Genomic DNA, 12,168 nt, shown 5'->3' on the forward strand with positions numbered 1-12,168 from the left:
GTCAGGAGTCGGCGCGGGCGCGGGAGATCGGGGCCTCGCCGGTCAGGTGGGCGAAGGTGCCGGTCAGTGCGAGCAGCCGGTCGAGGGCCGGCCGGCGGTTGTCCAGGTGCAGCCGGCGGCCCGCGTCGGTGACGACGGTGTGGACGCGCAGCAGCGCCGAGAGCCCGGAGGAGTCGCAGAAGCCGATGCCCTCGCAGTCGAGCCGCACGTCCCGGACGCCGGACGCGGCCGCCAGCCGGTCGCCGATCAGCTTCGGCAGCAGCGCGGCCGTCGTGTACTCCAGGTCGCCGGTGACGACGACGCGGGCCGTGTCCGGCCGCGGCGAGGTCCAGGTGCAGGTCAGCGCGCTGCTCATGCGGACGGCCCCGATCCGGCGGCTCGGGCCGCCAAGTGCGTGTGCGCGGTGCCGAGCAGCTCGGTGGCCCGGGGGAAGTCGCGGAGCTGCGCCTCGAGCAGGTCGAGGGCGGGCACCAGCGAGACGGCCGGGACGCCGCGCGCGGTGAGGATGTCCGCCGTCCAGGTCAGGAACCCGGTGAGCAGCTCGCTGTCGCCGACGTAGAGGGCGGTCGCGAGGAAGTCGACGATGTGCGCGATGTCCTCGGCGGTGTGCTGGCGCTGCAGGTCCGTGTAGGACCGCATGGCCGGGATCCGCTCCTCCAGCCCGGCGAGCACCGCCTTCACCAGGTTGCCCGAGCTGCGCGTGACCAGCGTGTACTCCTGGTCGGCCAGGTGCGGCAGGTCGTCGAGCGGCTGGTGGCCGATCTGCGGCCGGGGGAGCGGCTCGGCCAGCTTGTCGGCGGCCGTGCGCGCGTCCGGGGCCCACGCTTCGGCGCCGAGCAGCCGCGCGTACCGGCCGTCCGGCCCGAACGCGGCGCCCCCGGCGATGACCGGGGTCGCCGCCGCCTGGCACGCCGTGATCGTCGCGTGCGCCGTCGGCAGCCGGGTGGCGATGGAGCTGGACAGGGCGACCGCGTCCGGCCCGGTGCGGTGCAGGTGGGCGACCAGGTGCGGCGCCGGGACCTGCGCGCCCAGGTAGTCGACGTGGAACCCGCGCAGCCGCAGGACCTCGGCGAGCAGCCGGGCGGGCATCGCGTGCCACTCGCCGTCCACGCAGGCGACGGTGACGCGGCCGAGGTGCGGCTCGGGGCGTTGCAGGACGTAGCCGAAGGTCGCGATGACGCGGTCGTTGATCGCCGTCGCCGCGTGCTCCTGGGCGACGGTCAGCCGGTTGGCCGCCCACTCCCGGCCGACCTTGCGCTGCACCGCGCCGATCACGTCGAGCAGCACGCTCTCCGGGTCCAGGCCCTGGCCCAGCGCCTGGACGACGACGTCGCCCGCGGTGTACTCGTCGCCGGTGGTGACGGCGGCCCAGAGCAGCTCGGCGTGCTCGGCGATCCCGGCCGGGCCGGTCCGGGTCGAGGCGCTCACGCGGTGTACCTCCCGCGGCCGTGCCCGCCGACCGCGGCGAGGTGCTGCCCGCGCGGGGCGGTGATCGCGAGGACCGCCATGTCGTCGTGGTTGCCGCGGCCGATCCACTGCGCCGCGAGCATGTGCACCCGCTCGACGACCGCGTCGGCCGGCATGTTCGCGCACTCGGTCAGCGCCTGCCGGAGCCGGTCCTCGCCGAACATCGCGTCCCCGAGCGGGCCGCCCTTGGCCTCGACGATGCCGTCGGTGAACATCAGGCAGGTCTCGCCGGGGTCGAGCGTGATGTCCGCGCTCGTCGACTCGATCTCGGGCAGGACGCCGATCAGGCTGCCGTGGGTCTCGGCCTCCTCGACCCGCCCGTCCGCCCGGACGATCAGGGGCGGCGGGTGGCCGGCGCAGGTGACGCGCAGCCGGACCGTGTTGCCTTCGCGCCGCGCGGACGCCAGCACCAGCGTGACGAAGCGGGCGTCGCGGCGGTCGGCGAGCGTGGCGTTCAGCTGCCCGAGCAGCCGCTGGTGGTCGCCCGCCATCGGCAGCAGTGCCCGCAGCGTCGTACGGATCTTGCCGGTCAGCACGGCGGCGTCGAGGCCCTTGCCGCAGACGTCGCCGAGCACGGCCAGCGACTCGTCGCCGTCGATCGCGGAGTGCACGTCGTAGAAGTCGCCGCCGATCCGCTCGCCGTCGAGCGCCGGGCGGTACCGGCCGGCGAACTCGACCCCGCCGGCCTGCTCGAGGGTCGGCGGGAGCAGCTCCCGCATCAGCGTGTCGGTGATGGACGCCTGCAGCGCGAACACCCGCGCCGCCGACATCGCCGCCCCCGCGCGCGCCGCGAAGAGGCGGGCGAAGAGCTCTTCCTGCTCGCTGAACGACGCCCGGTCGCCGCTGCGCAGCAGGACCAGCGCGCCGGCGGGCACGCCGTGGCCGGGCAGCGGCGTCACGACGATCGAGCCGACCGGCCCGAAGCCGGCCGGCAGCAGCCAGCGGGGCGCGGCGTCCGGGTCGAGCCAGCGCGAAGGCACCGGCGGGAAGCCTTGGAGGGCCTCGCCGAGCCCGGGCAGCTCGTCCGGGTCGACCTCCAGCCGGCCACGCGACGGCTCGCCGCCGCGCACGCAGGTGACAGCGGGGAACGCGCCGGTCGTCGCGGGCGCCAGCACGAGCGCGGCGTCGGCCAGGTGCTCCGCGGCGAGCCGGGCGGCGACCTCCATGCAGCGTTCGAGGTTCAGCGAGCCCAGCAGCGCGGCGGAGGCCTCGCTGAGGAACGCCGTGCGCTCCTGCTCGTGGGCCAGCGCGTCCTGGGCGGTGCGGATGTCGGTCTCGTCGACCAGCCACCACGTCACGGCGTCGCCGTGCGGGACCGGGTGCGCGGCCAGGAACCGGGCACCGGCTTCGCCGCGGGTGATCTCACTCGTGCGCAGGTCGTGGGCCTCGGCCAGCCAGCCGGCGACCGTGCCGGTCAGGGGACGGCCGGGGGCGACGCCGGGGAAGAACAGGCGGGCGGCCTCGTTCAGCGCCCGGACCACGCCGGCGCCGTCCGCGACGATGGCCGCGGCGGGAGCGGCGTCCCAGCCCCGGTCGCCGGTGATCAGGGTGACGGGGGCCGTGTCGACGCGTTCAGCCATGGGTCCCCGGGTCCGTCGCCAGCTCGGCCCACAGGGTCTTGCCGGTGGGCCGGCCGAGCTGGCCCCACGCGGCCGCGCAGCGTTCGACCAGCAGCAGCCCGCGGCCGCCCTGGTCGGACGGCGTCCGGCGCCGGGCGCTCTCGCCGCTGCCGTCGTCGACCTCGATGCGGACCTTGGCCGCGCTGGGCAGCAGACGCACGTGGTAGGGCGCGTGGCCGTGGCGCAGGGCGTTGGAGGTCAGCTCGTCCACCACCATGACCGCGGTGGTGACCACGCTCGCCGGGAAGCCGCCGAGCACGGTCCGGACCCAGCTGCGGACCTTCGCCAGCTCGGAGAGGTCGGCCGTGATGCCGATTTCGTGCCTGTCGAAGCGCAGGTTCACGTCCGCCTCCTTCACCGTGCCGGGCCCCGAAGGGATGTCGTCCCCTTCTTCATGCCCCGAACCGGGCTCGCCCACACGGGTGCCGGACGTCGTCATGCGCCCTCACCCCAGGAAGCGCGCGCCGCGTCGACGGTCGGGTGCAGCGGCATGACCGCGGCGAGGCCCAGCAGCTCGACCGGCCGGACGACGGCGGGGACGGTGGTCGCGATGGCGAAGCGGCCGCCCGCGTCGTGCAGCCGGTTGCCCAGCCGCAGCAGCACCTGCAGGCAGCTGGAGTCGCAGTAGGTGACCTCGGTCATGTCCAGCACGATCCGGCCGGTGCCGGGGTCGGCGGGCAGGAGGTTCTCGAGTTTCACCGAGACGGCCAGGTCGAACTCGCCGCGCAGGACGTAGACGGTCGCGTCTCCGGCTTCGTGCTTGGCCAGCGACCAGCCCTCACCGGAGGAGCGCTGCCGAGGCCGCGTTGCGTCGGTGCTCATGGGTTGTCGCTCCTGGAGGGGACGGACTTCGTCTGACAGCGGGCTGGCGGTTCAACCCGTGCACGCAAATTTACCAGCGGCGCCTGACACGGGCAGCGCAGTGGTTGTGCCGTCCTCAAAGGACTTCCTTGGCGCGGGCGGGCGCGGGTGCCGGTTCGACGGGGGTGATCGCAGGTGGGGGCACGATCGCGACGTTCACGGTCCGGGTCAGCCGTTCGTAGGGTGCGCGGTGCTCGTCGTCGAGCAGGACGGCCAGCGGTGTCCACACCAGCACGACGAAGGCCGACGCCGCCAGGGCGAGGGGCAGCAGCAGCTGTTCGGGGTGTTCGCCGAGGTCCCAGTGGTCCAGGTCCAGCAGCAGCCAGGTCAGCCAGAGCGGGGACAGCAGGACGCCGTTGCGGACCAGCAGCGAGATCGGTCCGGCCCGGCGGCCGCTGCGCCGCGCGACCTTCAGCAGCATCGCCCGCTTGCCCGGCGTCGACCCGGTGACCGCCGGCAGCACCACGAACCACACGAGCGCGAGGATGACGACCGGCGTGTCGCGGTGGCGCATGTCCTCGCCGAACAGGGTCAGCAGGCCGAACAGGAACCCGAGCAGCACGGCGAACCCGAGCAGGTCGGTGGCCAGCGCGAACAGCCGCCGGGTGAAGGTGACCTTCGTGGCGTAGCGGCGGCGGTCGTGGTCCGGCTGCAGCGCGGGCAGCACCCGGCCGAGCGGGCCGGCGATCAGCCAGCCGAGCGCGGCGCCGGCGGTGTTGAGGATGAGGTCGTCGACGCTGAACAGGCGGTACGGGCACGGGTAGACGAACCACAGCCCGGTGAGCTGCGTCAGCTCGAACAGGAGGGAGAGGCCGAACCCGGCCAGGATCGTCGGCACCGCGCGCATCCGCTGGGCGTAGCGCAGGAAGAGGCCGAACGGGACCAGCATCGCGACGTTGAGCGCGGTGGTCCAGACAGCGGGGTTGTGCAGGATCGCGCTCGGGCTCCAGTGGCCGCGGGCGCGTTGCGACACGACGTCGACGAAGTAGAACGGCCGCAACTGGGGTGAGCTGGCGTAGCTGCTGCCGGCGCAGAAGTTCGCGTTGTCGGGCAGCGGCAGGATCGTCTGCGTCGCGATCGCCAGGAGGTAGAAGACGAAGGTGTAGAACACGACCGTCGTCCACCCGCCCGCGCGGCCTCGGCGGCGGTAGCTGACGAACGCCGCCGGCAGCATGACGACCAGCGCGATGAGCGGGAACAGGTAGAGGGCGGTCCGGACGGGGACGAGGTAGGTGGCGACCACGGAGCCGGTGGTACCCAGCCGGGGCCCGGTCGAAGCGTGCTTCGCCCGGACGGCTGGGCAGTCACCGGCGTCGCGTCACTGCGGGGGCGCGTCCTGCTGGCCGCCGCCCTGCTTGTGCAGGAAGTCCTTCACCTTGTCCGAGCCCTGGTCGATCTTGTCGGAGTGCTCGCCGAACCGGCCCTTGGCGGCTTCGGCGGCCTTGTCGACACCCTGGTCGGCCTTGTCGGGGTTGTTGCCCAGGGCCTCTTTCGCCTTGTCGAAAAGACTCATCGGTAGGGCTCCATTCGGAATAGCGGGGCTTCGGTCTTCCCGAGCAAAACACCCGGCCGACCGGGCCGCAACCGAACGGCCGCATTCCTTCCCCGGTAGGGGGTATCGCGGCTCTTTCGTGGGTGAAAGACGGAGTACGGGGGTTTGAGACCCCGGGCATCGGGTAACGGCGATTTCCTTTCGGATCCGCCCGATCGCCGGGAATCCGGAAAGGTGCCGCTGTGCGAAATGTACGACCGGGACCCCGGGTGGGCGGACGCCGCCCCGGAACCGGGCGCCGGGCGGCCGATCGTCCGGATCGTCCCGGGACGGGGGACCTCCGGGCGCCGGCGTCGCGGTGCGTGAACCGCGCGCCGTCGTTATCCGTATATGCGGTGAGGATCGCCGTCCCCGCCGCACGGGCCCGGCGATCGCCCCGTGAACTGTGATGTGAGGCCGCGCCATGATGGGAACCACCGGTCTGCCGCTGTCGCGGCGAGCCCGCCGCCGCACTCCGGACGGAGGGACGGCAGGGACGGCAGGGGCGGCGCTGCCCGACTTCGGGCTGCCCCGGGCCGCCCGGCGGCACGCCGTCGCGGGCGTGGTGCTCACCGTCCTGGCCGCGCTGCTGGTGCTGTTCGCGCTGCTCGCGCCGGACGACCTCAACTCGTTCGCACCGGAAGCGCTGGTCCGGGTGCCGGTGGAAGGCCTGATCGTGGCCGCGTTCGTGCTGGTCCTGCCGCCGCGGGCGCGCCGGGTCGTGGCGGTGCTGGTCGGGTTGGTGCTGGGCCTGCTCGTCGTGATGAAGGCGCTCGACACCGGCTTCTACGCGACGCTCGAGAAGCCGTTCGACCCGGTTTACGACTGGAGCTTCTTCAACGCCGGTCTCGAGTTTCTCGCCGGGGAGATCGGTGACGCCGCCGCGTACGCCGTGCTGGCCGGCGCCGTGGTGCTCGCGATCGCCGTCGTCGTGTTCATGGTGCTCGCGATGCTGCGGCTCACCCGGATCGCGGCCGGCAGGCGGACCGGCGCGACACGCGTGGTGGCCGTGCTCGGCGTGATCTGGATCGTCTGCTCGGTGTTCGGCGTCGAGATCGCGCCGGGCCAGCCGGTCGCGGCCCAGAACGCCGCCGCCCTGGCCTACGACGACCTGCGCCAGGTCGGCACGGACCTGCGGGAACAGCAGCCGTTCAGCGAGCTGGCCGCCGACGACGCGTACCGGAACACCCCCGGTGACCAGCTGCTGGCCGGGCTGCGCGGCAAGAACGTGGTGCTCACGTTCGTGGAGAGCTACGGCCGCGTCGCGCTCGACGACCCGGAGTTCGCGCCGAAGATCGGCGCGACGCTCGACGCCGGCACGGCGCAGCTGCGGGCGGCCGGCATCGGCGCGAAGAGCGCGTTCCTGTCGTCCTCGACGTTCGGCGGCGGCAGCTGGCTCGCGCACTCGACCGTCGAGTCCGGCATGTGGATCGACAACCAGCAGCGTTACAACAACCTCCTCGACAGCGACCGGCTGACCCTCGGCGGCGCGTTCCAGAAGGCGGGCTGGAAGACCGTCTGGGACGTGCCCGCGCACACGAAGGACTGGCCGGAGGGCCAGCGGTTCTACCACCCGGACGCCTACTACGACTTCCGCAACATCGGCTACCAGGGGCCGGGGTTCGCCTACGCCACGATGCCGGACCAGTACACGTTCTCGATGCTGCAGCGCAACGAGCTGGCGAAGTCGGCCCAGAAGCCGGTGATGGCGGAGGTGGACCTCGTCTCCAGCCACGCGCCCTGGTCGCCGCGGCCCTGGCTGGTCGACTGGAACCAGGTCGGCGACGGCTCGGTCTTCGCGCCGCAGCCGGGCGCGGGGGAGGCGCCGGAGTCGGTCTGGAAGGACCCGGCGAAGATCCGCGACGCCTACCGCGACGCCACCGACTACTCGCTGAAGACGCTGATCTCGTTCGTGCAGCACTACGGCGACGACAACCTGGTGCTGGTGTTCCTCGGTGACCACCAGCCGCCCGTCGTCACCCCGCAGGGCGCGGTCCACGACGTGCCGATCACGATCGTGGCCAAGGACCCGAAGGTGCTGGACCGGATCTCCGGCTGGGGCTGGACCGACGGCCTGCACCCGGCCGCGCAGGCACCGGTGTGGAAGATGGACTCCTTCCGCGACCGCTTCCTGACCGCGTTCGCCCACTGACCCGGCCCCTCAACGTCCACTGAGGACGCTCTCGTCGCACCGGGTTCCGGCCATCTCGGAGTGGCACGCGCGGGCGACGGGCGAGCTGAGCCGGGCGGACCGCGTCGATCGGGGTCGCGGACAAGGCCGTCTCCGCGGTGAAGAGGGCAGATAGCGACCGGGTTTGTCTCGGTGGTCGGAGAAACGCCCGCGGGCGTCACCCCTCCGCGAGCCGCCCGGGGGCCCGCGCTCGCCCGGATGGAGCAGTGTCGTGACTTTCCGCTGCGCGGAATTCACTTGCCCGATGAATTGCCGGTAATTCTCCCGCACTTCTACGCTTCGTCAGGTCGGGTTCTCCGCGCTGAGGAGTGGTCATGCGAAGGAAATTGGCGGTTCTCGCCGTCGCGCTTTTTTCCCTGTTCGGTCTGACGGTCGGTACCGCGGCCGCGGCCGGCAGTGATTTCGCGCCACCCGGTTGCTTCGGGGAGCGGTACGGCGTGTTTTTCGGCCAAGGTGTCTCGGTCACCTGTTTCCCTGGTGAGGGTTACGGTTACCGGGTGATCGCGCACTGCGCGAGCGGCAACGCCTTCTGGTACGTGGTCGGCGACTTCGTGCCGTACGGCTTCGGCCCGGCCGTCGCGGAATGCACCGGCGCGTTGCTGGTGCCGGCCAGGGTGGTCACCTACCAGGTCGACGAAATCTGATTCCGGCGCCTTTCCGCCCGGCCGCCCTTTCGGGTGGCCGGGCGGAAGTGCGCGCTCAGGAAACGCGGCGGTCGTCCATCGCGTCGCGGTCCCAGTCGATTCCGATGCCGGCGGTTTCCGGTGGCACCGCGCGGCCGTTTTCCACGGTCATTTCCGTGCGTGTGATCGCCCGCAGCTGCGGGATGTGCTCGACGTACCGGCCGTTCGGGACGGCCGCCACGAGACTCACGTGCAGTTCCATCAGGAAGTGCGGGCAGACGTCGACGTTGTAGGCCTCGGCCAGGTGGGCGACCTTGAGCCAGGGCGTGATGCCGCCGATCCGGGCGACGTCGGGCTGCACGATCGAGGCCGCGCCGCGGTGCAGGTAGTCGCGGAACTGCGCGATCGAGTACAGCGACTCGCCGACGGCGATCGGCACCGGCGTCGAGGCGGCGAGCCGGGCGTGCCCGGACACGTCGTCGGCGGGCAGCGGCTCTTCCAGCCAGCACAGGTCCAGTGCGGCGAACGCGGCCGCGCGCCGGATCGCCTCCGCGGCCGTCATCGACTGGTTGGCGTCCACCATCAGGTCGAACCGCGGGCCGACGGCCGCGCGGACCGCGGCGAGCCGCTCGACGTCTTCGGCGGCGGTGGGCTTGCCGATCTTGACCTTGACGCCGCCCCAGCCGGCGGCCTCGGCGGCCTTCGCCCCCGCGACGAGCTCCTCGGTGCCGAGGTGCAGCCAGCCGCCTTCGGTGTCGTAGAGCGGAACCCGCACGCCGAACCCGCCGGCGACGCGCCACAGCGGCTCGCCGGCCCGGCGGCACTTGAGGTCCCACAGTGCGGTGTCGACGGCGGCGAGCGCGAGCGAGGTGATCGCGCCGACGCTCGTCGCCCGGGTGGCGGCGAACAGGTCCCGCCAGATCGCCTCGACCAGCCGGGAGTCCTGCCCGACGAGCCGGGGGAGCAGGTGGTCCCGCAGCAGGGCGACGACGGAGCTGCCGCCGGTGCCGATCGTGTAGGAGTAGCCGAGCCCGCTCCCGCCGTCGTCGGTGGTCAGCTCGACGAAGACGGTCTCCTGGGACAGGAACGCCTGCACGGCGTCGGTGCGGGCCTGCTCGACCGCGACGTCGACGAGAAAAGCGCCGGCCCGTGTGACGACAGCCATCGATCCCCCTGACGCAGAATCCTATAGGAAATAGGATTCTGTCGCGGTGGTGGCCGGTCTGTCAACGAGCCGGGGTGAGGGCCCGCCAGGGCGGCCGGGTTCCGGATTCGCGCCGGGCCAGGGGGACGGTCATGCACGTCTGGTGCCCTGCCGTCCCTGGTTCCTGGTCCTGGATGCGGGGGCGTGTTGTACTTGGTTCAGACCTTTTACAACGTTGTAATGGAGGTTGGCGAGCGCGCGCCGCGAACGGCCGGGAGCCGGGTCGCGCTTCTTTGGTGCGTGCGGAATATGTTGCGGCACAACATATCGAAGCGTTTAGTCTGTTGTGGACAGTCGTTCGCTCTCGCTAATTCCAGACAGAAAACCGGACAATTCTGGACCTGCCGCGGACTCGCCCGCACACTCGGCCCACAGTGTGTTTCTTTCCCCCGGCCTCGGAGGAGTTCCTCATGCGTCGAAGAATCGCCCTGGCTCTCGGCGGCGCCGCCGTCCTCACCGCCAGTCTCGCCGGCAGTGCCCTCGCCCCCGCCGTCGCGCAGGCCTCACCCGGCCTGATCGCCGCCATGCAACGGGATTTCGGGCTGACCGCCGCCCAGGCCGAAACCCGGCTCGGGCAGGAGATGACCGCCTCGCGGGTGCTGCCGGACGCGCAGCGCGCCGCCGGCGCCGCGTTCGGCGGGGCCTGGTTCGACCCCGCGCTCGGCAAGCTCGTCGTCGGCGTGACCGACCCCGCCGCGGCCGCCGCCGTCCGCCAAGCGGGGGCCGAGCCGACGACCGCCGCCGTCAGCGCGGCGAAGCTGGACGCCGCGAAGGCCGCCATCGACACGGCGGCCAAAGCGCACCCCGCCCCGGCCGGCGTCAGCGGCTGGCGGACCGACGCGCGCTCCGGCAGCGTCGTGGTCACCCTCCGGCCCGGCGCGCAGGGCGCCGACGTCGAAGCTTTCGTCGCGCAGGCCCGGAAAGCCGGCCCCGTCACCGTGACGTCGACGCCGAAGGCCGAGACGCTCTCGGCCGGCACCGTCGGCGGCGACCCGTACTACATCAACGGCAACACCCGCTGCTCGATCGGCTTCTCCGTGAACGGCGGGTTCGTCAGCGCCGGGCACTGCGGCGGCGCCGGCAGCTCGGTCGTCGGCTGGGACGGCTCGGCGATGGGCACGTTCGCCGGGTCTTCCTTCCCCGGTAACGACTATTCGTTCATCCGCATCGGCAACGGCTGGTGGACCGCGCCGGTCGTGCTCGGCTGGGGCACGGTCAGCGACGCGATCGTGCGCGGCTCCTGGGTTGCGCCGGTCGGCACCTCGGTGTGCCGCTCGGGCTCGACGACGCACTGGCACTGCGGTGTCGTGGAAGGGCTGAACGAAACCGTCAACTACTCCCAGGGCGCCGTCTACCAGGTGACCCGCACCAACGTCTGCGCCGAACCCGGCGACTCCGGCGGCTCCTTCATCACCGGTGACCAGGCGCAGGGCGTCACCTCCGGTGGCTGGGGCAACTGCAGCTCCGGCGGCGAGACGTGGTTCCAGCCGGTGAACGAGATCCTGCAGACCTTCGGCGTCGGGCTCGTCACGGGCTGACGACCGGACGCGACGCCGGTCGCGGGCACCTAGGCTGGGCCGATGACCCCGCCACCGCTGCCCGCGATCGGCGTCGTGCGCACCGCCCGGACGGAGCTCGAGCACACCCCCGTCCAGGCGGCCGCGAACCGCGCCGAAGAAGGCACCATCGAACTCGACGACCGCTTCGCCGAAGGGCTGGCCGGGCTCGCCGGGTTCGACTACGCGTGGCTGCTGAGCTGGCTGGACCGGCCCGACCGGCCGGGTGGGCTCACGCAGGTGCCGTACCTGCTGCGCCGCGAAGGCCGCCGGATGGGCATCTTCGCCACCCGCGGCCCGCGCCGGCCGAACCCGATCGGGCTGAGTCTCATCCGGCTGCTCGACGTCTCCGGCACCACGATCCGGTTCGCCGGCGTCGACCTGCTGGACGGCACGCCGGTGCTCGACGTGAAGCCGTACGTCACCCGGTTCGACCGGCCGCCCGGCGACCCCGCCTGCGGGTGGTTCGACGCCGTGGACGTGCCCGAAGGCGTCACCCCGGCCCGGCTCGCGGAGGACCCCGGCTAGGTCTTCAGGAGGCTGGCCAGCCACGCGCCGAGCACCTGCTGGACGTCGGCGCGGGTGCGCGCGGGATCGTCCGCCGCGGCGATCATCCGGGCCGCCTCCATCACCGCGCTCAGCACGAGCTGCGCCAGTGCGGGCACCGGCAGTTCGACGATCAGGCCGTCCACTTTGGCCTGCTCCAGCACGCTGACGATCAGCCCGAGCCCGTACTCCGCCTCGATCTCGCGCCAGACCTCCCAGCCGAGCACGGCGGGTGCGTCGGTGAGGGAGATCCGGCGGACGTCCTCGCGCAGGCACGCGTCGAGGAACACGCCGAGGCCGAGCGTCATGCCGGTCAGCGGGTCCGCGCCCTGGGTGAACGCGGCCGCGACCTCTTCGGTCAGCTCGCGTTCCAGTTCCTCGACGACCGCCCGGAACAGGCCCTGCTTGTCGGCGTAGTGGTGGTACAGCGCGCCGCGGGTGACGCCCGCCGCGCGGGTGATCTCGTCCGCCGGCACGGCCTGGTAGCCGCGGGTGGCGAACAGCTCGCGCGCGGCGGCGACCAGGGCGGCCTTCGTGCCGGCGGAACGGTCCTGCTGGGTACGTCGCACC

General features: G+C 72.6%; 13 protein-coding genes. 4 read left to right on the forward strand and 9 right to left on the reverse strand.

Features of this window, described 5'->3' with window-relative positions; all coding sequences use genetic code 11:
* Position 1 precedes the first annotated feature (1 nt).
* From OG570_RS33900 to OG570_RS33930, 7 genes are all read right to left on the reverse strand, one after another.
* A complete protein-coding gene (locus OG570_RS33900) occupies positions 2-355 on the reverse strand; it encodes an STAS domain-containing protein (RefSeq protein WP_326953069.1) in 354 nt (117 codons plus the stop codon).
* Complete coding sequence (locus OG570_RS33905; RefSeq protein WP_326953070.1) at positions 352-1,428, reverse strand: cobalamin B12-binding domain-containing protein; 1,077 nt, start codon at positions 1,426-1,428, stop codon at positions 352-354. The genes OG570_RS33900 and OG570_RS33905 overlap by 4 nt, the downstream gene beginning before the upstream one ends.
* Positions 1,425-3,047, reverse strand: coding sequence for a PP2C family protein-serine/threonine phosphatase (locus tag OG570_RS33910; RefSeq protein ID WP_326953071.1), 1,623 nt, complete (start codon positions 3,045-3,047; stop codon positions 1,425-1,427). Before OG570_RS33910 ends, OG570_RS33905 begins: the two co-directional genes overlap by 4 nt.
* Positions 3,040-3,429, reverse strand: a complete 390-nt coding sequence (locus OG570_RS33915; protein WP_326949898.1) for an ATP-binding protein — start codon at positions 3,427-3,429, stop codon at positions 3,040-3,042. The genes OG570_RS33910 and OG570_RS33915 overlap by 8 nt, the downstream gene beginning before the upstream one ends.
* A gap of 92 nt (positions 3,430-3,521) precedes the next feature.
* On the reverse strand, positions 3,522-3,908 hold the full coding sequence (locus OG570_RS33920; protein ID WP_326953072.1) for an STAS domain-containing protein: 387 nt from the start codon (positions 3,906-3,908) through the stop codon (positions 3,522-3,524).
* Positions 3,909-4,023: 115 nt separating this feature from the next.
* The gene (locus OG570_RS33925; protein WP_326953073.1) at positions 4,024-5,190 is read right to left on the reverse strand and encodes a VanZ family protein; all 1,167 of its coding nucleotides are present in this window, start codon (positions 5,188-5,190) and stop codon (positions 4,024-4,026) included.
* A gap of 75 nt (positions 5,191-5,265) precedes the next feature.
* On the reverse strand, positions 5,266-5,460 hold the full coding sequence (locus OG570_RS33930; protein ID WP_326949895.1) for an antitoxin: 195 nt from the start codon (positions 5,458-5,460) through the stop codon (positions 5,266-5,268).
* Positions 5,461-5,902: 442 nt separating this feature from the next.
* On the opposite strand from OG570_RS33930, the gene OG570_RS33935 reads away from it, so the two are divergent.
* Positions 5,903-7,630 (forward strand): sulfatase, encoded by a 1,728-nt coding sequence (locus tag OG570_RS33935; protein ID WP_326953074.1) that lies wholly within the window; start codon positions 5,903-5,905, stop codon positions 7,628-7,630.
* Positions 7,631-7,983: 353 nt separating this feature from the next.
* On the forward strand, positions 7,984-8,313 hold the full coding sequence (locus OG570_RS33940) for a hypothetical protein (protein ID WP_326953075.1): 330 nt from the start codon (positions 7,984-7,986) through the stop codon (positions 8,311-8,313).
* A gap of 55 nt (positions 8,314-8,368) precedes the next feature.
* On the opposite strand, the gene OG570_RS33945 is transcribed toward OG570_RS33940, so the two are convergent.
* On the reverse strand, positions 8,369-9,457 hold the full coding sequence (locus OG570_RS33945) for a mandelate racemase/muconate lactonizing enzyme family protein (protein WP_326953076.1): 1,089 nt from the start codon (positions 9,455-9,457) through the stop codon (positions 8,369-8,371).
* A gap of 449 nt (positions 9,458-9,906) precedes the next feature.
* Here OG570_RS33945 and OG570_RS33950 point away from each other — a divergent pair, with 449 nt between their 5' ends.
* Together OG570_RS33950 and tsaA are read left to right on the forward strand one after the other, a co-directional pair.
* Positions 9,907-11,034: a S1 family peptidase gene (locus OG570_RS33950; protein WP_326953077.1), complete on the forward strand. Its 1,128-nt coding sequence runs from the start codon at positions 9,907-9,909 to the stop codon at positions 11,032-11,034.
* A 42-nt stretch (positions 11,035-11,076) separates the two neighbouring features.
* Positions 11,077-11,580: a tRNA (N6-threonylcarbamoyladenosine(37)-N6)-methyltransferase TrmO gene (tsaA, locus tag OG570_RS33955; protein ID WP_326953078.1), complete on the forward strand. Its 504-nt coding sequence runs from the start codon at positions 11,077-11,079 to the stop codon at positions 11,578-11,580.
* On the opposite strand, the gene OG570_RS33960 is transcribed toward tsaA, so the two are convergent.
* Positions 11,577-12,167, reverse strand: a complete 591-nt coding sequence (locus OG570_RS33960; RefSeq protein ID WP_326953079.1) for a TetR/AcrR family transcriptional regulator — start codon at positions 12,165-12,167, stop codon at positions 11,577-11,579. The genes tsaA and OG570_RS33960 overlap by 4 nt on opposite strands.
* Position 12,168: the final 1 nt, after the last annotated feature.

It is taken from the genome of Amycolatopsis sp. NBC_01286 (assembly GCF_035982555.1).
In the GTDB taxonomy this organism is placed as follows: Bacteria; Actinomycetota; Actinomycetes; order Mycobacteriales; family Pseudonocardiaceae; genus Amycolatopsis.